General features: G+C 76.8%; 18 protein-coding genes. 10 read left to right on the forward strand and 8 right to left on the reverse strand.

Translation table 11 applies throughout. The annotated features are described in order from the left end of the window. The first annotated feature begins 50 nt into the window (after window positions 1-50). Both BJ968_RS17985 and BJ968_RS17990 read left to right on the forward strand, forming a co-directional pair. Complete coding sequence (locus tag BJ968_RS17985; protein WP_218885152.1) at window positions 51-3365, forward strand: PD-(D/E)XK nuclease family protein; 3315 nt, start codon at window positions 51-53, stop codon at window positions 3363-3365. Further along, complete coding sequence (locus BJ968_RS17990) at window positions 3365-6691, forward strand: ATP-dependent helicase (protein WP_179754160.1); 3327 nt, start codon at window positions 3365-3367, stop codon at window positions 6689-6691. Before BJ968_RS17985 ends, BJ968_RS17990 begins: the two co-directional genes overlap by 1 nt. A gap of 30 nt (window positions 6692-6721) precedes the next feature. Here BJ968_RS17990 and BJ968_RS17995 read toward each other — a convergent pair whose 3' ends face one another. After that, on the reverse strand, window positions 6722-7507 hold the full coding sequence (locus BJ968_RS17995; RefSeq protein ID WP_218885153.1) for an endonuclease/exonuclease/phosphatase family protein: 786 nt from the start codon (window positions 7505-7507) through the stop codon (window positions 6722-6724). Further along, window positions 7504-8421 carry a phosphotransferase gene (locus BJ968_RS18000; RefSeq protein WP_343078106.1) on the reverse strand — a complete coding sequence of 306 codons (918 nt, stop codon included), beginning with the start codon at window positions 8419-8421 and terminating at the stop codon, window positions 7504-7506. Before BJ968_RS18000 ends, BJ968_RS17995 begins: the two co-directional genes overlap by 4 nt. A gap of 50 nt (window positions 8422-8471) precedes the next feature. Here BJ968_RS18000 and nudC point away from each other — a divergent pair, with 50 nt between their 5' ends. Then, window positions 8472-9434, forward strand: a complete 963-nt coding sequence (gene nudC, locus BJ968_RS18005) for an NAD(+) diphosphatase (RefSeq protein WP_179754163.1) — start codon at window positions 8472-8474, stop codon at window positions 9432-9434. Window positions 9435-9438: 4 nt separating this feature from the next. On the opposite strand, the gene BJ968_RS18010 is transcribed toward nudC, so the two are convergent. Both BJ968_RS18010 and BJ968_RS18015 read right to left on the reverse strand, forming a co-directional pair. Continuing rightward, a complete protein-coding gene (locus tag BJ968_RS18010; RefSeq protein WP_218885154.1) occupies window positions 9439-9906 on the reverse strand; it encodes a nucleoside/nucleotide kinase family protein in 468 nt (155 codons plus the stop codon). A 158-nt stretch (window positions 9907-10064) separates the two neighbouring features. Beyond that, complete coding sequence (locus BJ968_RS18015) at window positions 10065-10286, reverse strand: mycoredoxin (RefSeq protein WP_179756968.1); 222 nt, start codon at window positions 10284-10286, stop codon at window positions 10065-10067. Between the two features lie 178 nt (window positions 10287-10464). Here BJ968_RS18015 and BJ968_RS18020 point away from each other — a divergent pair, with 178 nt between their 5' ends. From BJ968_RS18020 to BJ968_RS18035, 4 genes are all read left to right on the forward strand, one after another. Continuing rightward, entirely contained in the window at window positions 10465-12558 is a 2094-nt protein-coding gene (locus tag BJ968_RS18020; RefSeq protein WP_179754166.1) for an ATP-dependent DNA helicase UvrD2, read from the forward strand. A 178-nt stretch (window positions 12559-12736) separates the two neighbouring features. Further along, window positions 12737-12997: a hypothetical protein gene (locus BJ968_RS18025; protein ID WP_179754168.1), complete on the forward strand. Its 261-nt coding sequence runs from the start codon at window positions 12737-12739 to the stop codon at window positions 12995-12997. Window positions 12998-13194: 197 nt separating this feature from the next. Continuing rightward, the gene (locus BJ968_RS18030) at window positions 13195-13461 is read left to right on the forward strand and encodes a WhiB family transcriptional regulator (RefSeq protein ID WP_179754169.1); all 267 of its coding nucleotides are present in this window, start codon (window positions 13195-13197) and stop codon (window positions 13459-13461) included. A 41-nt stretch (window positions 13462-13502) separates the two neighbouring features. After that, window positions 13503-13694, forward strand: a complete 192-nt coding sequence (locus BJ968_RS18035; RefSeq protein ID WP_179754172.1) for a hypothetical protein — start codon at window positions 13503-13505, stop codon at window positions 13692-13694. A gap of 10 nt (window positions 13695-13704) precedes the next feature. Here the strand turns inward: BJ968_RS18035 and BJ968_RS26910 are convergent, their stop codons facing one another. Further along, complete coding sequence (locus BJ968_RS26910; RefSeq protein ID WP_179754173.1) at window positions 13705-14469, reverse strand: TOMM precursor leader peptide-binding protein; 765 nt, start codon at window positions 14467-14469, stop codon at window positions 13705-13707. A gap of 108 nt (window positions 14470-14577) precedes the next feature. Continuing rightward, a complete protein-coding gene (locus tag BJ968_RS18045; protein WP_179754175.1) occupies window positions 14578-14736 on the reverse strand; it encodes a DUF5679 domain-containing protein in 159 nt (52 codons plus the stop codon). Window positions 14737-14973: 237 nt separating this feature from the next. Between BJ968_RS18045 and BJ968_RS18050 the strand changes: the two genes are divergently transcribed. After that, entirely contained in the window at window positions 14974-15672 is a 699-nt protein-coding gene (locus BJ968_RS18050) for a M48 metallopeptidase family protein (protein ID WP_179754177.1), read from the forward strand. A gap of 11 nt (window positions 15673-15683) precedes the next feature. Here the strand turns inward: BJ968_RS18050 and BJ968_RS18055 are convergent, their stop codons facing one another. Next, on the reverse strand, window positions 15684-17240 hold the full coding sequence (locus tag BJ968_RS18055) for a zinc-dependent metalloprotease (protein WP_179754179.1): 1557 nt from the start codon (window positions 17238-17240) through the stop codon (window positions 15684-15686). A 150-nt stretch (window positions 17241-17390) separates the two neighbouring features. On the opposite strand from BJ968_RS18055, the gene BJ968_RS26915 reads away from it, so the two are divergent. Further along, on the forward strand, window positions 17391-18623 hold the full coding sequence (locus BJ968_RS26915; RefSeq protein ID WP_179754181.1) for a PDZ domain-containing protein: 1233 nt from the start codon (window positions 17391-17393) through the stop codon (window positions 18621-18623). A gap of 13 nt (window positions 18624-18636) precedes the next feature. On the opposite strand, the gene BJ968_RS18065 is transcribed toward BJ968_RS26915, so the two are convergent. Then, window positions 18637-19299, reverse strand: a complete 663-nt coding sequence (locus BJ968_RS18065; RefSeq protein ID WP_218886586.1) for a PPA1309 family protein — start codon at window positions 19297-19299, stop codon at window positions 18637-18639. A 135-nt stretch (window positions 19300-19434) separates the two neighbouring features. On the opposite strand from BJ968_RS18065, the gene BJ968_RS18070 reads away from it, so the two are divergent. After that, a complete protein-coding gene (locus BJ968_RS18070; RefSeq protein WP_179754183.1) occupies window positions 19435-22491 on the forward strand; it encodes a UPF0182 family protein in 3057 nt (1018 codons plus the stop codon). Window positions 22492-22568 lie beyond the last annotated feature (77 nt).

Raw genomic sequence — 22568 nt, forward strand, 5'->3', positions numbered from 1 at the left:
AGCAGGACGCCCCCGCTGGCGGGGCGGGTGAACCGCCGCGCCGCCTCCCGGTGCCGCGCCTGCGTCGCGCGGGGGAGTCCGCGCGCCCGGCCCCGCACCCGGACCCGCGGCAGGACGACGTCCTCGCCACGCGCCCCGGCAGCGGCCCGCTGGTCGTCCTCGGCGCCCCCGGCAGCGGCCGGACGCACACCCTGCGCGAGCTGGTCGCCACCCGCGTCGAGCGCGACGGCCTGGCCCCCGACCGCGTCCTCGTGCTGGCCCCCACCCGCCGGGCGGCCGACCTGCTGCGCGACGAGCTGTCCGACCGCCTGCGCCGCACGACGGGTCAGCCGGCGGCGCGGACGCCGCAGTCGTACGCCTTCGGCGTGCTGCGCCGCGTCCACGTCCTGGAGGGGGCCCCGCCGCCCCGGCTGATCTCCGGCGCCGAGCAGGACACCATCCTCGCCGAGCTGCTGCGCGGCCACCTGGACGCGGCCGCGGAGGCCGACGACCTGCCGCCCCTCGACCCCGCGGACGGTCCCGAGGACGACCCCGAGGACGACCCCGAGGACGACCCCGCGTCCGCCGGTGCGCTGCTCGCCCCGGTCTGGCCCGCCGGCGTCCCCCGCGACTCCTGGACCCTGCGCAGCTTCCGCAACGAGCTGCGCGACCTGCTGATGCGCGCCGTCGAGCGGGGCCTGCGCCCCGACGACCTGCTCGCCCTGGGGCGCCGGGAGGACCGCCCCGAGTGGGTGACCGCCGCCGCGGTGCTGGAGGAGTACCTGCAGGTCAACGCCCTGGGCCGGGCCGGGGCCTACGACCCGGCGGCCGTCGTCGACGAGGCCGTCAACGCGCTGTCGGTGGCCCCCGAGCTGCTGCGGGAGGAGCGCGACCGCTGGGACCTCGTCGCCGTCGACGACGCCCACGACCTCTCCGAGGCCGCGTTCCGGCTGCTGGAGGCCGTCGCGGGCGGGCGCGACCTCGTCCTGACCGCCGACCCCGACTCCGTCACCCAGGGGTTCCGCGGCGCCGACGCCCGCACGGCCGCCGGCCTGGCCGACCGGTTCGCGGTGCGGGGCACCCCCGCGCGCACCGTCGTCCTCGGCACCGACCACCGCCAGCGCCGCGCGCTGCACCGGGTCACCCGCGCCGTCTCGACCCGCGTGGGCGCCCTGGGGGGTGCCGCCCAGCGCGCGGCCGGTCCCCGCCGCGAGGAGGACGGGCTCGTGGAGGTCGCCGTGCTCGGGTCGCCGACCCAGGAGGCCGCCTGGGTCGCCCAGCGGCTGCGCCGCCGCCACCTGCTCGACGGGGTGCCCTGGTCGCGGATGGCCGTCGTCGTCCGTTCCGCCGGGCACACCGCCGCCCTGCGCCGCGGGCTCACCCAGGCCGGTGTCCCGCTGGCCGTCCCGCTGGCCGAGGTCCCGGTGCGCGACGAGCCCGCCGTCCGGCCCCTGCTCGCCGCCCTCGGGGTCGTGCTCGACCCCTCCGGCCTCACCGACGCCGTCGCCCACGACCTCGTGACATCCCCCGTGGGGGGTGCCGACGTTGTCGCCGTCCGCCGGCTGCGGCAGTCGCTGCGCCGCCGCGAGCTGCTGGCCGGCGGCGGCCGCAGCAGCGACGTCGTCCTCACCGGCGCCCTCGCGCAGGTGCTGGCCGACCCCGACGCCCACCCCGGCGCCGGCGGCGACCTGGCCCTGCTGGACGACCCCGACGGCGCGGACCCGGCCCTGGCGCCCGCCCTCCGGGTCGCCGACGTCCTGCGCGCCGGCCGTCGCGCCGCGCGCGACCCCGACGCGAGCGCCGAGACCGTCCTGTGGGCGGTGTGGGACGCCACCGGGCTGGCCGAGCGCTGGCAGCGCTCGGCCCTCGCGGGCCCCTCCCAGGAGGGCGTCGACGCCGCGCGCGCCGACCGCGACCTCGACGCGGTCCTGGCCCTGTTCGAGGCCGCCGGCCGCTTCGTCGACCGCTTCCCCGGCAGCGGCAGCGCCGAGCGCTTCCTGCAGGAGCTGCTCGCCGCCGAGGTGCCCTCGGACACCCTCGCCGACCGCGCCCCCGACGCCGGGGCGGTCACGCTGACCACGCCGCAGGGCGCCGTCGGGCGCGAGTGGGACCTCGTCGTGGTCGCCGGGGTCCAGGAGGGCGTCTGGCCCGACCTGCGGCTGCGCGGTTCGCTGCTGGGCGCCCAGGACCTCGTCGACGTCGCGGAGGGCCGCGGCACCCTGGGGGCCGGCGCCCGCCGCGCCGTCCTCGAGGACGAGCTGCGCCTGTTCCACGTCGGGGTGTCCCGCGCCCGCGACGAGCTCGTGGTCACCGCCGTCCGCACCGAGGACGAGCGCCCGTCGGTGTTCGTCGGCCTCGTCGCCGACGCCGCCGGGCTCGCCGACGCGGACGACGACGAGCGTCCCGTCGCCACCGTGCCCCGCGCCGTGTCGCTGACGGCCCTCGTGGCGCGGCTGCGGCAGGTCGTGTGCGCCCCCGAGGCGGCCGAGACCCCCGAGCGCCGGGCCTCGGCCGCGGCGCGGCTGGCGGAGCTGGCCCGCGCCGGGGTCCCCGGGGCGGACCCGGCCGACTGGTACGGCGTGGACGACGTCACCGACCCCGGCCCCCTGCGCGCACCCCACGACGAGGTCCCCGTCTCCCCCTCGCGGGTGGAGGGCTTCGAGCGCTGCGGGTTGCGCTGGCTGATGGACACCTCCGGGGCCCGGACCGCGGACTCGACGAGCCAGTCCATCGGCAACCTGGTGCACCGCATCGCCTCCGAGGCCCCCGACGCGGACGCCGCCGAGCTGCGGCGGCGCCTGGACCAGCTGTGGCCCACCCTCGGGCTGCCCGAGGGCTGGGTCGGCGCGACCGCCCGGGCGCGCGCGGAGCGGATGCTCGACAAGCTCGCCGACTACTACCGCGAGGCCCGCCGCGAGGGCCGGACCCTGCAGGGCGTGGAGCTCGACGTCGACGTGCTCGTCGGCCGGGCCCGCATCCGCGGCCGCGTGGACCGGCTCGAGCGCGACGCCGAGGGCCGGGCCGTCGTCGTCGACCTCAAGACGGGCGGGACCCAGCCGACGAAGGCCGAGGTCGCCCGCCTGCCGCAGCTCGGCGTCTACCAGCTCGCGGCCGAGGAGGGCGCCTTCGGCCCCGCCGGCTCCGGCGGCGCGGCCCTCGTCCAGCTCGGCGGGACGCAGAAGAAGGCGCCCCAGCAGCGCCAGCCGGCGCTCGCCGAGGACGAGGACCCGCACTGGGCGCGCGACCTCGTCGAACGCACCGCCGAGGGGATGGCCGCGGGCACCTTCGAAGCCGTCGTGGGGCCGCACTGCGCCCACTGCCCGGTCCTCAGCTCCTGCCCGGCCCACGACGCCGGGCGCAGTGTCGTGCAGGAGGAGGGCCGCTGATGCCGTCCGCGCTGGAGATCGCCGCCCGGCTGGGGCGCCCGGCCCCCACCCCCGAGCAGGTCGCCGTCATCGAGGCCCCCGTCGAGACGCTGCTCGTCGTCGCCGGCGCCGGGTCGGGCAAGACCGAGACCATGTCCTCGCGCGTGGTGTGGCTCGTCGCCAACGGCCTCGTCGTGCCCGAGGACGTGCTGGGCCTGACCTTCACCCGCAAGGCCGCCGGTGAGCTGGCCGAGCGCGTCCGCCGCCGGCTGCGGTCGCTGCGCGCGCACGGGCTCGGCCCGGCCGCCGACGACGGGCCCGGCGGGGACCTCGGCGAGGGCGAACCCGTCGTCTCGACCTACCACGCCTACGCGGCCTCGCTCGTGGCCGACCACGGCCTGCGGCTGGGGATCGAGCCGCAGTCGGCCGTGCTGTCCGACGCCGGGGCCTGGCAGCTGGCCGCCGACGTCGTCGAGACCTGGCGGGGGGACCTGCCCGGCGTCGACGCGGCCCCCGCCACGCTGGCCGCGGCGCTCCTGCAGCTCGCGGGCGAGTGCGCCGAGCACCTCGTCGACGCCGACGAGCTCGTCGCCTTCGTCGACGCCGTCGAGGCCCACGTGCGCAGGCTGCCCAAGGACGACCGGAGCGTCGCGAAGCTCGGGGCGGGGGTGCCGGGGGAGCCCTTCGCCAAGGTCGCCGCCTTCCTGGGCGTCCAGCGGGCCCGCGAGCAGGTGGTCCCGCTGCTGCGGGAGTACCAGCGCCGCAAGCGCGACGCCGCCCAGCTCGACTTCGGCGACCAGGTGATGCTCGCGGCCCGGCTGGCCCGGGAGGTGCCCGCCGTCGCGGCCACCGAGCGGGCCCGGCACCGGGTCGTGCTGCTCGACGAGTACCAGGACACCAGCTACGCGCAGCTGGCGCTGCTGCGCGCCCTCTTCGGCGAGGGCCACCCGGTGACCGCCGTCGGCGACCCGCACCAGTCGATCTACGGCTGGCGCGGGGCCAGCGCCGGCAACCTCGCGCGCTTCCCGGCGCACTTCCGCCGCACCGACGGCACCCCGGCCCGGCAGCTGCCGCTGGCGACGAGCTGGCGCAACGACGAAGCGGTCCTCGCGGCCGCCAACGTCGTCGCCGCCCCCCTCAACGAGCCCCTGGACCCCGGCACCGTCGCGGTCCTGCGCGCCCGGCCGGGCGCGGGCACCGGCCGGGTCCGGACGGCCTTCGCCTCCACCGTGGAGGAGGAGGCCGCTGAGGTCGCCGCGCGGCTGGCGGAGGTGTGGCGCGCCGACTCCGAGCGCCTCGCCGTCCAGCGCCGGGTCCCCGGCGCCGACCCCCGCCCCCGCCGGACGGCGGCCGTGCTGTGCCGCAAGCGCTCGCAGTTCGTCGTCCTGCAGCGGGCGCTGCGCGACGCCGGGCTGCCCGTGGAGGTCGTGGGCCTGGGGGGCCTGCTGTCCACCCCCGAGGTCGCCGACGTCGTCGCGACCCTGCACGTCCTGCACGACCCCGCCCGCGGGAACCACCTCGCGCGGCTGGTCACGGGAGCCCGCTGGCGCCTGGGCGCCCGCGACCTCGCGGCGCTGGGGGCGTGGGCCCGGCAGCTGCAGCGTCAGCGCGCCCACCGGTCCGGGTCCGAGGTCGACCCGGTCGACGTCGTCGTCCTGCTCGACGAGGTCGAGGCCGTCAGCCTCGTCGAGGCGCTCGACGAGCTGCCCCCGCCGTCGTGGCGCGGCCCGGACGGCCGGGGCCTGTCCCCGCAGGCCCACCGCCGGCTGTCCCGGCTGGCGGCGACGCTGCGGCGGCTGCGCACCCGCACCCACCTGCCCGTCGCCGACCTCGTCGGGGAGGTCGAGCGCGCGCTGCTGCTCGACGTCGAGGTCGCGGCCCGCCCGGGCAGCTCCCCGTCGTTCGAGCGAGGCAACCTCGACGCGCTCGCCGACGCCGCGGCGTCGTTCTCGGCCAGCTCGCAGCGCCCCGGCCTCGGGGGGTTCCTGGCGTGGCTGGAGGCCGCCGAGGTGCGTGAGCGCGGGCTGGAGCAGGGGGCGGCCGACGTCTCCCGCGACGCCGTGCAGCTGCTGACCGTCCACGCCAGCAAGGGCCTGGAGTGGGACGTCGTCGCGGTGCCCGGCCTGGTGGAGGGGAACTTCCCGTCGGCCGGGGACACCGCGCCGGGGTGGCTGGGCGGCACGAGCTCCCTGGGGGTGCTGCCGTACCCGCTGCGCGGGGACCGCGCCGGCCTGCCCGAGTTCGCCCTCTTCTCCGCCGCGACGCAGAAGGAGCTCGACGTCGCGCGCGAGGCGTTCCTCGCCGCCTGCGGGGACCACCAGCTCGCCGAGGAGCGCCGCCTGGCCTACGTCGCCTTCACGCGCGCCAAGGAGGAGCTGCTGCTGTCGGGGGCCCACTGGGACGCCGGGACCAAGCCCCGTGAGCCGTCGCGGTTCCTGCGGGAGGTGCTGGAGGCCCCCGCGGGGTCGGTCCCGGGGCTGGTGTCCCTGCCGCCGGCCGCCCCGCCCGCGCCCGACGCGGTGAACCCGCGCACGGCGGACCCGCAGCGCGTCGTGTGGCCCGTGGACCCGCTGGCGGCGCGCCGCGCCGAGGTCGAGACCGGGGCCGCGCTGGTCCGCGCCGCGCTGGCGGGGCGGGTGAGCGCCACCGACCCGGACGAGGAGACCCGCGCCTGGGCCGAGCAGACGGAGCTGCTGCTCGCCGAGCGCGCCGCGGCCCACCAGGTGCCCGGGGTCCTGCTGCCGGCGCACCTGTCGGCCTCGCGCCTGGTGGCCCTGGCCCAGGACCCCGACGCCCTGGCCCTGCAGCTGCGCCGGCCGGTGCCGCTGGAGCCGCGCCCGGCGACCCGGCGCGGCACGGCGTTCCACGCCTGGCTGGAGCAGCGGTTCACGGCCACGTCGTTGCTGGACCTGGTGGACCTGCCCGGCTCGGCGGACGAGGACGCGGCCGACGACGCCGAGCTGGCGGCCCTGCAGCGCGCGTACCTGGCCTCGGAGTGGGCCCCGCGCGACCCGGCCTTCGTGGAGGTGTCCGTGGAGACGCCCGTCGCGGGCCTGGTGGTGCGCGGGCGCATCGACGCCGTGTTCGCCACCCGCGAGCCCGACGGCCGGACCCGCTGGGACGTCGTGGACTGGAAGACGGGCCGCCCGCCGCGGGGCGAGGAGGCCCGGGCCCGCGACGTGCAGCTGGCGGTGTACCGGCTGGCGTGGTCGCGCTGGCACGGGGTCCCGCTGGAGGACGTCAGCGCGGCGTTCTTCTACGCCTCGACGGGGGAGACGGTGCGCCCCGTCGACCTGCTCGGGGTGGAGGACCTCGAGCGGCTGGTGCGGTCGGTGCCCGTGTCCTGACGGCACGGTCCCCCGGGACACCAGGACTCCCTACAGCGTCAGGTCCACCACGACGGCCCGGTGGTCGCTGCCGCCGACCTGCTCGATCCGCCCTTCGACGCGGGCCCCGGCGGGCAGCCCGTCGGCCAGCGCGTGGTCCAGCTGCAGCTTGGGCGAGGGGGCGGGGAACGTCGGCCCCGTGACCAGGGGCCGCCACGGCAGCAGCCGGCCCACCACGCCGGGGGGCAGGTTCAGGTCGCCGAGCAGCACCAGCGGGCGGGGCAGGGTGCGGGCGAACCCGCGCACCGAGCGCAGCTGCCGGCCCGCGTGCCAGGGGCTGAACGACAGGTGGGTGCCCAGGACGCTGAGGGGCCCGGCGGCCGTGGTCAGGACGACGGAGACGACGGCGCGCGGTTCGTCGGGGACGAGCCGGGGGCCGGTGGTGGGGTCCAGCACGGGCAGCCGGCCGCGACCGGCGGGCATCCGCAGCTCCCGGAAGCCCAGCCCCCGGTCGAAGGCGCCGCGCACGAGCAGGGCGATGCCGTACGACGGCTCCTCCGGCAGCGTCCGGTGCGCCTCGCGCACGCCCTGCGGCGTGCCGGGGGTGCCGTGGACGGTGGCGGCGAACCAGCCGTGGGCGCGCAGCCCGGCGGCCAGCTCCGCCGTCTGGTCGACCCCGCCGCTGCGCGGCAGCAGGTGGTCGACCTCCTGGACGGCGACGACGTCGGCGTCCAGCGCCGCGACGGCCGCGACCAGGGCGGGGGTGTCGACCCGGCCCGAGCGCAGGTCGCGGCCGGAGGCGGCGTTGACCGAGGCCAGGCGCAGCCGCACGGTCACGGCCCGAGGGGGTGGGCGTCGGCGTGGGTGGCCAGCTCGTCGAGCATCCGCCGGGCGTCCTCGACGATCTCGGGGTCCTCGATGCGCAGGCCCAGCAGCAGCCACCGCGCCAGCGCGAGCTCACCGGCCAGGCGGGCGCGCAGCAGCAGGTCCGGGTCGGGGGGTTCGGGCAGCGCGTGCGCGTAGGCCTCCAGCACGGACTCCAGCGCGTCGGGGTCGGCGCCCACGGCGAGCCAGGCGAAGTCGTCGGCGGGGTCGGCGATCTTGGCGTCCACCCAGCCCGTGATGCCGGTCAGCCGGGACCCGTCGGTCCGCACGTGCTCACCGACCAGGTCCCCGTGGACGGGGGTCGCCGCGAACCGCCAGTGCGCGACGTCCTCCATGAGCGCCTCCCAGCGGGTCAGCAGCCGGGGCGGGACGTGACCGGTGCCGGCGGCGCGGTCCAGCTCCGACAGCCGCCGCCGCCGGTACTGCTCGGCGTCGTAGACGGGGACCCCGGCCTCGCTGAAGACGGTGCCGTCGATGCGGTGCAGCGCCGCCAGCCCGGCGCCCAGGGAGGCGGCCAGTCCCGGGCCCGGGCGCAGCGCGCCGGGGTCCAGGGGGTGCCCGGGCAGCTCGGGGTGGACCACGCAGCGGCCGCCGTCGGGCAGGGGCGTGGTGCCCACGACCTCGGGCACGGCGAACGGCAGCGGCTCCACGAGCCCCTTGAGCAGCTCGACCTCGGCGTCGAGCGCGGCGGCCGCCGCGGCCCGGCGGGGGGCCCGCACGACGTACCGCTGCCCGTCGCCGGCGGCGACCAGCGCGACGTCGAAGTCGGCGCCGTCGGACTCGGCGGGCCCGGCCGCGACGACGTCCAGCCCCCGCACGGCGGCGGTGGCGAGGGCGGCGAGGACACGGGGGGAGCGGGCTGGCACGCCCCCACGGTATTGCGAACGGCGCTGCGTAGGGTGCAGGAGTGACCCCTGTGCCGCTCCCGAGCCCTCCGCTGCGCGACCTCGCGCTGTCCCGCCAGCACGTCGACCGGGCGGGTGCGCACCGGACGTCGCCGACGTGGCTGGAGCAGCTGTGGCGGTCCGCGGGCACGCGCGTCCTGCAGGTCCACGCCGGCCGCGCCCCCGTCGTGAGCACCCCCGAGGGGCCGCGGCTGGTGCTGCGGGCCCCGGCCGAGGTCCCCGCGCCCGGCCCCGAGGACCTGCAGCTGTACCTGGGCGTGGAGGACGGCGTCCACCACGTCGCGGTCGTCTCCACCGAGGCCGAGCCGGAGGTCACCGACGGCGCGGCCGGCGGCGAGGAGTGGCGGGGGCTGCGCGAGGTCGGCGAGCAGCTGTCGGCGCGCGACGCGGGGTTGTTCACCGAGGCGCTGGCGATGGGCAACTGGCACGCCGTCACGCGGTTCTCCCCGCGCACCGGCGAGCCCCTGACGGCGGCCTCCTCGGGCTGGGTCAAGACCGAGCCCGGCGGCCGCGAGCACTTCCCGCGCTCCGACGCCGCCGTCATCATGGCGGTGATCTCCCCGGACGACCGGCTGCTGCTGGGCCACCAGCCGGTGTGGCCCGCCAACCGCTACTCGGTCCTGGCGGGGTTCGTCGAGCCGGGGGAGTGCTTCGAGGACACCGTGCGCCGCGAGGCGTTCGAGGAGGCCGGCGTCGTCGTCGGCTCCGACCCCGAGGACGTCCGGTACCTGGGCAGCCAGCCGTGGCCGTTCCCGGCGAGCCTCATGGTGGGTTTCGCCGCCCGCGCGGTGACGACGGAGATCAAGGTCGACGGCGACGAGATCGCCCTGGCCCGCTGGTTCAGCCGCGAGGAGCTGGCCGAGGCGCTGGGGACCGGCGCGGTCCTGCCGCCGCCGGGGGTCTCCATCGCCCGCCGCCTCATCGAGGCCTGGTACGGCGGCCCGCTGCCCGTCGAGGACCGTCCCTGGGTCTGAGGACTCACTCCCGCAGCAGTTCCGCCGGGTGCCGGGGGTCCTCGCAGCGCAGCACCGCCGTCGCGGTGCCGGCGGGGTCGTCCTCGGCCACGTACCGCTCCCAGGCGCCGACGACCCGGTCGGCGTCGTGGGCGGGCACGCGCCGGCGGATGGCGGCCGGGGACGTGGACAGGTGCACGACGGCGTCCAGGCCCCACCGCACGTCGTCCTTGAGCAGGAACGACCCGGCGAGGACGAGGACCGCGTCGTCGGGCGCCTCCTGCCGGGGCGCGCGCGAGGACCGGTCGGTACCCGGGTCGTACAGCGAGGGGACCCACCGGCGCCCGGACGGCTCCCCGAGCGGGCCGAGGAGCTCGCGCCACACGCCGGGCACGTCGAGCCAGCCGTCGTAGTAGGCGTCGGGGTCGTCGCGGCCGAACTCGTACCGCAGCGACCGCGGCCGCCAGAAGCCGCGCCAGTCCGCCACCAGCACCGGCCGGGCCAGCGCGCGCAGCGCCTCGGCCAGGTGGCCGGCGTACCAGAGGGTGTCGGCGTCGACGGCGCCGTCGACGCCGACGCGCGCGCCGGGCGGGCACGACGCGGCCCACCGGTCCGCGAACTCGCGCGGTCCGGTGGGCCGGTAGGAGCTGCTCAGGACAGCTTGGCCTTCACCTCGGCCACCGACGGGTTGGTCGCCGCGGAGCCGTCGGGGAAGAGCAGGGTGGGGACGGTCTGGTTGCCGCCGTTGACCTGCATCACGTACTGGGCCGCGTCGGGGACCTCCTCGATGTTGACCTCGGAGTACGTGATGCCCTCGCGGTCCATCTGCGACTTCAGACGGCGGCAGTAGCCGCACCACGTCGTCGTGAACATCGTGACGCTGCCCGGCGCCGGGGCCTCGATCGTGGACACGTCTGCTCCTCCTGGGTCCTGCCGCGGATGGTGACGCCCCGTGCAACCGCGGGAGCCGCGGGCATCTTCCCGCCCCGTCGTCCACACGGGGCCCCGCCTGGCCCCGGTCAGCGCCGCGGTGAGAGAAGATGCCGGGGCCATGACGACGACAGACCTCTCCCGCCCCGACGCGGACTCCGTCCTGGACGGCCTCGACCCCGAGCAGCGCCAGGTCGCCACGACGCTGGACGGCCCCGTCTGCGTGCTCGCCGGCGCCGGGACGGGCAAGACCCGCGCCATCACCCACCGCATCGCCTACGGCGTGCACTCGGGGGCCTACGTGCCCAACCGCGTCCTGGCCGTGACGTTCACGGCCCGCGCGGCGGGGGAGATGCGCACGCGCCTGCGCGACCTCGGCGTCGCCGGCGTCCAGGCCCGCACCTTCCACGCCGCGGCCCTGCGGCAGCTGCAGTTCTTCTGGCCGCAGTCCATCGGCGGGACCCTGCCGAACCTGGTGGAGCACAAGGCCCCGCTGGTCGCCGACGCCTGCAACCGGCTGCGGATCCAGGCCGACCGCGCCCGCATCCGGGACCTGTCGGCCGAGGTCGAGTGGACCAAGGTCATGCTCGTCGACCCCGACGACTACGTGCGGGTCGCCACGGCCGCCGGTCGCGGGGAGCCCGGCGGCCTGGACCTGCCCACCGTGGCCCGCCTCGTGCGGACCTACGAGGACGTCAAGACCGACCGCGCCGTCATCGACTTCGAGGACGTCCTGCTGCTGACCGCGGGCATCCTCGACGAGCGCCCGGACGTGGCGGCGACCGTCCGCGAGCAGTACCGGCACTTCGTCGTCGACGAGTACCAGGACGTCTCCCCGCTGCAGCAGCGGCTGCTGGACCTGTGGCTGGGCGGCCGGCAGGACCTGTGCGTCGTGGGCGACGCCAGCCAGACGATCTACTCCTTCGCGGGGGCGACCCCCGAGCACCTGCTCGACTTCCCCCGCCGCCACCCGGGGGCCACCGTCGTGCGGCTGGTGCGCGACTACCGCTCCACCCCGGAGGTCGTCGGCCTGGCCAACTCGGTGCTGTCGCTGGCGACGGGCCTGCACGCCCGGGCCCGGCTGGAGCTCATCGCCCAGCGGCCCTCGGGCCCGCCGCCGTCCTTCACCGCCTACGACGACGACGTGGCCGAGGCCACCGGCGTCGCGGCGCGCATCGCCGCGGAGGTCCGCGCCGGCCGCAGCGCCAAGGACATCGCGGTCCTGTTCCGCACCAACGGGCAGTCCCAGGCCCTGGAGTCGGCGCTGGCCGACGCCGGCGTGGGCTACGTCGTGCGGGGCGGGGAGCGCTTCTTCTCCCGCAAGGAGGTCCGCGACGCGATCGTGCTGCTGCGCGGGCAGGCCCGGTCGGCCCTGCCGGGGCACGACCTGGGCACCGAGACCCGCGCCGTCCTCAGCGCGGCCGGGTGGGGCGAGAAGGCGCCCACCGCGGGCGGGGCGACCCGCGAGCGCTGGGAGTCCCTGCAGGCCCTGGTCGTCCTGGCCGACGAGTTGGCGCAGAAGCGGCCCGGTTCCACCCTGGCGGACCTCGTCGAGGAGCTCGTCGAGCGCAGCCAGGCCCAGCACGCCCCCACGGTCGACGGGGTCACGCTGGCCTCGTTCCACGCCGCGAAGGGGCTGGAGTGGGACGTGGTGTTCCTCGTCGGGGTCAGCGAGGGGCTGCTGCCCATCTCCTTCGCCGAGACCCCCGAGGACGTGGAGGAGGAGCGCCGGCTGCTGTACGTCGGCATCACGCGGGCCCGGGAGGGGATCCACCTGTCGTGGGCGAACTCCCGCACCCCCGGCGGGCGGGCCACGCGCAAGCCGTCGCGGTTCCTGGACCCGATCCGCCCGCAGGCGGCGCCCGCGGGCCGGCGCGGCGGCGCGGCGGCGCCGAAGCCGGCGAAGTCGACCGGCCCGATGACGTGCCGGGTGTGCGGGGCGCCGTTGACCGCGGCGGTGGACCGCAAGCTGCGCCGGCACGCCGACTGCCCGGCCAGCTACGACGAGGCCGTGTTCGAGCGGTTGCGGGAGTGGCGCAGCGCGACGTGCCGGGCCGCCGAGGTGCCCGCGTACGTGGTGTTCACCGACGCGACCCTCGTGGCGATCTGCGAGGCGATGCCCACGAGCACGGCGGCGTTGTCGCGCATCACCGGGGTCGGCCCGGCCAAGCTGGAGAAGTACGGCGCGGAGGTCCTCGAGGTCCTCGCCGGCTGAAACCCCTGATCCGTTGCGCGGCAACGGGTCAGGGGTTGATTGAGAACGTCACCAGAACACCGGGGCACGAATCGCGGAAAAAGGCGTTGTCCTCGCTCCGCGAGTACCCCTACAGTCGAACCACCACACAGCGCGGGATCAGGTACCGCGCGGACGCGCAGGGGAGGAGGGCCGAACGATGGACAGCACCACGACCGCGACCTTCGCGACCACCGGCGTCGTCGCCGGTGCCCTCGTCGCCGCCGCCCGCGTCCGGAACTCCGCGCCGACGTCCCCGTGCGTCTCGTGGGAGCGCAGCCACGCGTCCACCCGCCCCATGACCACGGGTGGAGTGCGTCTGCTCCCGGCCGCCACCGCCGGGCTGCGCCACGACAAGGGTGCCTACGGCGCCACCTCCATCCCGTCCTCGGGACCCTCGACTTCGAGCCCACCGCTCTAGCTCGCTAGAACGGCAGCCTCCAGGCCGCGGATCCCGACACCTCGGGTCCGCGGCCTTCTTGCGTTCGTGGGCTCTTCGACGCCGAACCACCACCGCCGGAGAAACAGTTGACCACCCAGCCCACGCTCGCCAGGACCGGACCGAGCCACCCGAACCGCACCACGAGGAACACCCGCACCACCGGACGAGACGAGGAGGTGAGCGGCGTGACCCGCCGCCACACGCCGGAACCGCTGCCCTGCCGACGCTTCGACTCCGAGCTCTGGTTCGCCGAGAAACCCGACGACGTCGAGCTCGCCAAGTCGCTGTGCCAGGACTGCCCGCTCGCGAGCGCCTGCCTCGCAGGCGCTCTCGAACGCGCCGAACCGTGGGGCGTCTGGGGCGGGCAGCTCGTGCTCGCCGGGGTCGTCGTCCCCCGCAAGCGTCCGCGCGGTCGTCCGCGCAAGCACCCCGTCGCCGCCTGAGCCGGCGGCGGTACCCACTCGTGAGGAGCACTGGAGCCACCATGTCGTACGTCGAGGAACAACTGCTGCGGGAACGGGCGCTCTCCCTGCACCGGGACGCCGCCCGCGTCCGCGCCGCCCGCGCCCTGCGGGCCCGGCGGCGGGCCGAGGTCGCGGCCCGCCGCGCGCTCGTCCTGGCCGCCCGCGCCGAGCGGGCCGAGCAGGTCGTCGAGCGCGAACTGCTCGGGGTCTGAGCGGCCGCCCTCAGGGGACCGGCAGGTCCACGCACCCGCAGGACGGGTGCGGCCGCCACCAGCGCTGCCGCACCCGCCCCTCGGGCAGCAGCAGCTCCAGGGTCGCCCCGACCGTGGAGGGCCGGGCCCCGTCGACCAGGGCCAGGACCTGCAGCGCGGCCAGCCCCGCCACGACCCGCGCGGTCGCGGCGTCCACGGGCCGCGCCGCGGCGCGGGCCAGCGCCTCCCGCGCCTCGGGCCAGTGCGGGTCGGCGTCGCAGGTCCAGCGGTCCAGGCACCGCAGGCACGCCGAGCGGCCCGGCAGCACCAGCGGCCCCACGAGGGCGTCGGTGTCGCGCAGCACCACCGCCAGGTGCGGCACGCCGTCGGCCTGGGCGCCGTCGGCGCGCACGGGGTGGGCCACGTGGCCCTGGACGAGCACCAGCACGTCGGCCGGGCGCGGGGAACGGGTCGTGCCGGGCACGTCCCGGTCGCACGACAGCTCACCGACCCCGGCGTCGGCGAGCACCGCCAGGAGCGCGTCGGCGACGGCGGGGGAGCCGGCGACCGCCACGCCCGCGCGGGCCCGCCGCCGGGCGCGGGTCGCGGGGTCGGCTCCGTCGGGGTCGTAGGCGCTCCAGGCCCACACCTCCGCGGTGGCCCGGCCGGTCAGGGCGGGCGGGGCCGTCTCGTGCAGGGCCGCGGTGCGCGGGCTGGACCCGACCTGGACCAGGCCGTCGGACCGGTGCCGCACGGGCACGCCAGGGGGGACGGGGCGGGTCGGGGGGCGGGGCACGCGGTCACTGTGCCGCAGGTGCCGCCGGCGTGGACCTCGTCGTCCACAGCCGTCCCGCCCGGTGGTGACCCCGCCACGTGGGGTCACCGACCGGGTGCGGGTGACCGGTCAGCTCGCCTTGCCGAGGATCCGGTTGAGGTTCGTGCCGCAGACCGGGCACGTCCCCTTGGCCATGCGGCGGCCGTTCGTCTCGACGACCTGCCCCTCCGCCTCGCGCTTCTCCTTGCACTTCACGCAGTAGAACTCGCCGCTCCAGGTGTCGGCCATGGTGCCCTCCTCGTTCCCGTCGTCCGGTAGGACCGCCCCGGCCCGTCGCTGGGCCGTCGTCCCGCTCCGCATCGTGCCCTGATCCGCCCCGGCGGGCGCGTCGGCGCGCTCCAGGGGAGCCGATCCGCACCGTTCCCACCCACCGGACCCGTCCCCGGACCACCCCGCGACGCGACGCGTGGGGCCGTGATCACCGGTTCCCCGCCCCCGTGGGGGCCGCAGGGTAACCTGCCGGAGGTGAGGGCCCACGAGGAGGGTGCAGCGGCGCTGGAGGCTGCCCCCGACGGCGCCCCGCCCCTGGACGGTGCGCCCCTCGACGGACGGTCCCCGGCCGTCGACGTCCGCCGCAGCCGGCGCCGCACCCGCACGGTCTCGGCCTACCGCGACGGCGACCGCACGGTCGTGCTCATCCCGGCGCGGTTCACCCCGGCCGAGGAGCGGGAGTGGGTGGACCGCATGGTCACCCGCCTCGAGGCGGCCGACCGGCGGCGCAACCCGCACGAGAGCGACCTGCTGGAACGGTCGCGGGAGCTGTCCCGCCGCCACCTCGACGGCCTGGCGCGGCCGCAGTCGGTGACGTGGGTCGACAACCAGCTGCACCGCTGGGGGTCGTGCACCCCCGCCGACGGCAGCATCCGGCTGTCCAGCCGCCTGCAGGGCATGCCGAGCTGGGTCCTGGACTACGTGATCCTGCACGAGCTGGCGCACCTGCTGGTGCCCACCCACTCGCGGCAGTTCTGGGGCCTGCTGGAGTCCTACCCCAGGACCGAGCGGGCCCGCGGCTTCCTGGCCGGCTTCGACCACGCCACGGGCCACGAGGGCCCCGGCCACCACGACCGGGACGACGACGACGACCTGCCCGAGGACCGCGCCCCCGAGCACGGGCCCGCCGACGCGGGCCCGCCGGCCGTCGAGGTCATCGCGACGACCGGCTGAGCCCGACCGGGTCAGCCCCGCCCGGGCCCGTCCCCGCCGTTGCCCTCACCGTCGCCGCTCCCGCCGTCCGTGCCGCCGTCGAGCAGCTCGCGCAGCGCCGCGTCCATGTCGTCGGGGACCTGCGCGCTGCGCTCCCCGCCGCCCAGACGGCGCTCGACGAACGCCGCGGCGTCGTCGAGGTCCTCGGCCACCGGCAGCAGGTCCGGGTGGTCCCACACCGCGTCGCGGGCCGAGCGCCCGCCGCGAGTCAGCAGCAGCTCCCACAGCGCGCTCGCCTCGCGCGCCCGGCGCGGGCGCAGCTCCAGGCCGACGAGCACCGCGAAGGCGTGCTCGGCCGGGCCGCCCGTCGCGCGGCGGCGGCGCATCGTCTCGCGCAGCGCGTTGGCGTGCGGCAGGACGTTCTTGGCGGCCTCGTCGGTGACGTGGTCGACCCAGCCCTCGACCAGGGCCAGGGCCGTCTCCAGCCGCGCCAGGGCGGCCTTCTGGGCCGGGGTGCTCTCCGGCTCGAAGATCCCCGACTGCAGGGCCTCCTGCAGCGACTCCGGGTTGGACGGGTCGACCTGCCGGGCCGCCTCGGCGATCCGGTCGGAGTCCACCGAGATGCCGCGCGCGAACGACTCCACCGAACCCAGCAGGTGCGCCCGCAGCCACGGCACGTGCGCGAAGAGGCGCTGGTGGGCGGCCTCGCGCAGCGCCAGGTAGCGGCGGACCTCGTCGATCGGCACCTCCAGGCCGTCGGCGAAGGACCGGACGTTCTCCGGCAGCAGGGCCGCGCGGCCGGTCGGGGCCAGCGGGAGCCCGACGTCGGTGGTTGAGAGGACCTCGCCGGCGAGCTGGCCGATGGCCTGGCCGACCTGCATGCCGAAGACACCGCCGCCGACCTGGCGCAGCATCGCCCCGGCCTGGCCGATCATCGCGGCCAGCTCCGGCGGGGCCTGGGCGGCCATGGCGTCCCCCATGGCGGCGGCGACGTTGCCGGCGACGGGCTCGACGAGCTGGCGCCACACGGGCATCGTCTTCTCGACCCACTCCGCCCGGCTCCACGCCTCCAGGGAGGTCGCGGCCTGCGCGAGGTCGGTGACCCCGTCGAGCCACAGGTCGGCCACGCGCAGCGCGTCGTCGACCTCGCGGCGGTCCACGGCGTGCGGGGTCGGGTCACCCTGCCCGGCCGCGGCCTGGCGGGCCAGGTCGTGGGCCACGTCCCAGTTCACGGGCGCGTCCGAGGGCGTGGACAGGAACTTCTGCAGCTGCGCCAGGACCTGGCCCATGACGGCCGGGTCGAAACCGGCCTCGCCGAAACCGGGGATCCCCTGCGGCAGCCCACCGGGGAAGCCCGGGAGCTGCCCGCCGCCGGGGAACTGCCCGCCGAACAGCGGCCCGAGGAGGTCCTCCAGCGGGTTGCCCGACCCGGTGCCGCCCGAGGACGGCTCGGGGCGCTTGCCCGGGGTGCCCGAGGGGCGGAACCCCGGCTGGCCCCCGGCCTCCTCGCCCTGCCGGCCGGTGCCCTCGTCGTCGCCGTCGGGACGCTCGCGTCCGTCCTCGGGTTCCTGCTCGTCTCGCTGGCCCACCGTGTCCTCCGCTCGCCTCGACCTGCGGGTCGTCGCTCCATCATGACGCCCCGCTGCCCACCCGACGAGCGGCGGGTGGGCGGCGTTCCGCGGCGCGCGCCGACTTCACCGTGGGCGAACGGCCCGCCGGGCGACCGTAGAGTGCCGGACGTGTCGAGCCTCCCGCCCACCGGTCCGGCCCCCGAACCCCCCGGTGGACCGGTCGACGGGCTCGCCGCGGTGCCCGGTGCGCGGCGCCCGCCGGGGTCCCCGGGCGCGCGGGGGGTCCTGCTGTCGGCCTCGGCGTTCTGCGCCGTGGCGCTGACCGGGGTCTTCGGCGTCGTGCACGTGCCGTACGTGGCGCTGAGCCCGGGACCGGTCACGGACGTCCTGCCCCCGTCCGGCGGGCAGGGCGCGGAGGGCCTCATCACGGTCTCGGGCCGCGAGACGTACCCCACCGAGGGACGGCTGGACCTCACGACGGTGTCGCTGCGCGGCGGCCCGGGCCGCGGGATGACGCTGGGGGAGCTGCTGGTGGACTGGGCCGACCCGGCGGTCAACGTCGTGCCGCGCTCGCTGTACTTCCCCGCCGAGCAGACCCGGCAGGAGGCCGACGACCAGAGCGCGGCCGAGATGACGAGCTCGCAGACCAACGCCAAGGTCGCGGCGCTGACCGAGCTGGGCATCGAGGTCCCGGCCACGACGACCACGCGGGTCGAGCAGGTCGCCGCCGACGCCCCGGCCGCCTCCGTGCTGCGGGCCGGGGACGAGGTGACCGCGGTGGACGGGCGGCCGGTCGCGGACTTCGCGGCGCTGCAGGGCGCGGTCCGCGCCCTGCCCGGCGGCGCCGAGGTGACCCTGGGCATCACCCGCGGGGGGCAGCCGCGCACGGTGACGACCCGGACGGTGTCGGCGGGCGGCACGACGCTGCTGGGCATCACCCCGCACGTCGACTACGACTTCCCCTTCGAGGTCGACATCGCCATCGACGACGTCGGCGGGCCCAGCGCGGGCACGATGTTCGCCCTGGGCGTCGTGGACCTGCTGACGCCGGGGGCGATGACCGGCGGGCAGCACGTGGCCGGCACCGGCGCCATCGACGCCGACGGGACGGTCGAGCAGATCGGGGGGCTGCGGCAGAAGGTGCTCGGGGCGCGGGCCGCGGGGGCGCGGTGGTTCCTGGCCCCGGCGGCCGAGTGCGACCAGGTCGCCGGCGCCACGCCCGAGGGCATCACGGTGGTGCCGATCACGACCCTGCACGACGCCCGGGAGGCCGTCGAGGCCATCGGGCGGGGCCGGGGGGACTCGCTGGCGACCTGCGAGGCCCCCCGGGAGGCCCCCCGGGAGGCCCCCCGGGAGGCCCCCCGGGAGGCCCCCCGGGAGGCCCCCCGGGAGGCCCCCTGACCCGTCCGCGGGCTCAGTCCTGCAGCGTGGCCTGCAGGGCGCTGACCAGGCCGGGCACGAGGTCGGCCCCCGTGGCGACCTCCCCGTCGGAGTCCTTCGACCGGGAGCGGACGGCGCACTCGTGCCGCCCGTCGCGCAGCACGCCGACGGCGATGCGGACGTCCTCGGCCAGGGGGTGCGCGGCCAGCGCGCGGGCCCGGCCGGCCTCGTCGTCGGCGGACGTGGCGGCGCGGACCTCGGCCTCGGCGTCCGGCGGGACGAGGATCCGCTCCACGACCAGCGCGGCGCCGTCGACGCCGTCGGGCCAGGCGAGCTGGCCGAGCAGCTCGTCGAGGTCGTCGACCTCGGGGACACCGTCCTGCTCGACGGACGTGAGGTGGTCGGCGTCGGCGCGCGCCTCGTCGACGACGTGGGCGGGCAGGCGGAGGGCCAGGCCGGGGTCGCGGTCCAGGGCGTCGGCCGTGCGGACCAGGGCGAACAGGCGCAGCGGCGCGCCCCAGCCGTCGGACGCCACGTAGCGCTCGATCTCGGCGACGGTGCGCCACAGGCCGGAGGTGTTCGGGGGTGCGACCGAGGGGGGACTGGCGTCGGGACTCACGGTCCCGATGGTGGCACGGACGGCGCCCCGGCCGCCGCCGCGTTCCCCGCGCTCCCAGGCGGTGCCCAGCGCGCTCACGACATCCTCACGCCGCGTCCACGGGCGGGGACCGGCCGGGGACGGGACGGCCCCCGGCAGGCAACGAAGTGGTCACGATGCGGCGGACGCGCACCGCGTGGGGCACCCGGGCGGCGGCTTGTAAGTTGCCTGACCGTGAGCTTCCCCCCTCGCCGTCCCTCGCGGCCGGTGCTGCGGCGTCGTCGCCGCGGCGCCGCCCTGCCCACCGTCCTGGCCCTGGTGGCCCTCCTGATCGCGGTGCTCGTCGGCGCCCGCGTCCTGGCCGACGTGTGGTGGTTCGACGAGCTGGGCTTCCTGCCGACGTTCTCGCGCAAGCTGTGGCTGCAGCTGGGGCTCTTCGTCGTCGGCGGCGCGCTGCTGGCCGCGGCGGTGGCCGTCTCGCTGACCGTGGGGTACCGGTCGCGGCCGGTGTACGCGCCGCTGTCGACGGAGCAGGCGGGGCTGGACCGCTACCGGGAGTCCCTGGAGCCGCTGCGGCGCGTCGTCGTGGTCGTCGTCTCGGTCGCCGCGGGCCTGTTCGGCGGGTCGGTGGCCATGAGCCGGTGGGAGACGCTGCTGCTGTGGCTGAACCGGACGAGCTTCGGCACGCGCGACGCGCAGTTCCAGCTCGACCAGGGCTTCTACGTCTTCACGCTGCCGTGGCTGACGTTCCTGGTCAGCTTCCTGACCGCCGCGGTCGTCCTGGCCGGCGTGGCGGGGCTGGCGGCGCACTACCTGTACGGCGGCCTGCGGCTGTCCGGCGGCGGGCAGCGCACGACGCGCGCCGCGCGCGTCCACCTCGCCGTGCTCGCCACGCTGTTCCTGCTGCTGCGCGCGGTCGGGTACTGGCTGGACCGCTACGAGCTGCTCACCAGCGCCTCCGGGCACGTGCGGGGGGTCGTCGGGCCCACGTACACCGACGTCAACGCCGTCCTGCCCGCCAAGGCGATCCTCACGATCGTCGCGGTCGTCGTGGCGCTGCTGTTCCTCGCCGCGGCGTTCGGGCTGTCCTGGCGGCTGCCGGCCATCGGCACGGGGCTGCTCGTGGTGAGCGCGGTCGCCATCGGCGGGATCTACCCGTGGGCCGTGCAGAAGTTCCAGGTGACGCCGAACCGGGCCAGCGCCGAGTCGGAGTACGTGAAGAAGAACATCGACGCCACGCGCGAGGCCTACGACCTGTCCGACGTGGAGGTCACCACCTACGAGGCCGACACGACGACCTCCTCGGGCCAGCTGACGCAGGACGCCCAGACCATCCCCAGCGTCCGCCTGCTGGACCCCTCGGTCGTCTCCACGGCCTTCCAGCAGACCCAGGGCCAGCGCGGGTACTACAAGTTCCCCGAGACCCTCGACGTGGACCGCTACACGACCGCGGACGGCACCACGCAGGACGCCGTCGTGGCGGCCCGCGAGCTGAACCTGGCCGGGCTCTCGCCCAACCAGCGGACCTGGGTCAACGAGCACACCATCTACACCCACGGGTACGGGGTCGTCGTGGCGCGCGGGAACGACCGCAACGCCAACGGCAGCCCCAGCTACCTGGAGGCCAACGTCCCGACGTCGGGCGAGGTCGACATCGAGCAGCCGCGGATCTACTTCGGCGAGGGCACGACGGACTACTCCGTCGTCGGCGGCCGCGACAACGAGATCGACTACCCGGACGGGTCGGCGGCCGGTTTCGCCACGACCCGCTACGACGGCTCCGGCGGCGTCGACGTGGGCGGCACGCTGGAGAAGCTGGTCTACGCGCTGAAGTTCGGCGACCAGAACATCCTGCTGTCCAGCTCGGTGAACGCGCAGTCGAAGATCCTCTACGACCGCACGCCGCGCGAGCGCGTCGAGAAGGTCGCGCCCTGGCTGACGATGGACGGCGACGCCTACCCCTCGGTCGTCGACGGCCGCGTCGTGTGGATCCTCGACGGGTACACGACCTCGGCGTCCTACCCGTACTCGGCGCAGACCGAGCTCGGCGAGGCCACGACCGACACCCTGACGACGACCCAGGGCAGCAGCGTCCAGGCGCTGCAGGACCGCACCGTGAACTACGTCCGGAACTCGGTCAAGGCCACGGTCGACGCCTACACCGGCAAGGTGACGCTCTACGCCTGGGACGAGACGGACCCGGTGCTCAAGGCGTGGCGCAAGGCGTTCCCGGGGACGGTGCAGCCGACCTCGGAGATCGACGCCTCGCTCATGCAGCACCTGCGCTACCCGCAGGACATGTTCAAGGTGCAGCGCGAGGTCCTCGCGAGCTACCACGTGACCGACCCGGGCTCGTTCCTGACCGGGCAGGACTTCTGGGACATCCCGGAGGACCCGACCACGGGGGCCGACGCCGCCAAGGCCAAGCAGCCGCCCTACTACCTGACGCTGCGGATGCCGGACCAGGACGAGGCCCGGTACAGCCTGACGACGACCTACGTGCCGAGCTCGACGGCCAACAACTCCGGCACGCAGGTGCTGCGGGGGTTCGCCGCGGTCGACTCCGACGCCGGCACGGCCGACGGGGAGAGGAGCCCCGACTACGGCAAGATCCGGCTGCTGGAGCTGCCCCAGTCGACGACGGTCAACGGCCCGGTCCAGATCCAGAACAACATCCGCTCCGACACGGCCGTGGCCGACCAGGTCCGCCTGCTCAGCGTCGGGGGCAGTTCCGAGGTCATCTACGGCAACCTGCTCTCGCTGCCCGTCGGCGGCGGGATGCTCTACGTCGAGCCGATCTACGCGCAGAGCACGGGGAACAACTCCTACCCCCAGCTGCGCAAGGTCGTGGCCGTCTTCGGCAACAGCATCGCCATCGACGACACCCTGGACGGGGCGCTGAACAAGGTGTTCGGCGGGGACTCGGGGGCCGACGCCGGCGACCAGGGCGCCCCGCCCACCGGCGGGCAGGGGACCACCCCGACCCAGGCGCCCACCCAGGGCCCGACCCCGGCGCCGACCGGCGGGGCCACCTCCGGCGACCCCCAGGCCGACCTGCAGGCGGCGCTGGCCGCCGCCAAGCAGGCGATCACCGACTCCTCGGCGGCGCTGGCCCTCGGCGACTTCGCGGCCTACGGCGAGGCGCAGCAGCGGCTGTCGACGGCCGTCGACGCCGCCTCGGCGGCCGAGGGGCGGCTGGAGGGGACCCCGGCGCCGGCCCCCACGGCCAGCCCGTCCGCCAGCGGCGCCCCGCCGCAGGGCGGCACGCCCAGCGGGACCCCGACGCCCTGACGACGCCCTGACGACGCCCCGACGACGGCCGCGCGGGAGGCGATTTGGTCTCCCGTCCACCCTGGCGTAAGGTTGTG

This window comes from Kineococcus aurantiacus, from assembly GCF_013409345.1.
Lineage (GTDB): Bacteria > Actinomycetota > Actinomycetes > Actinomycetales > Kineococcaceae > Kineococcus > Kineococcus aurantiacus.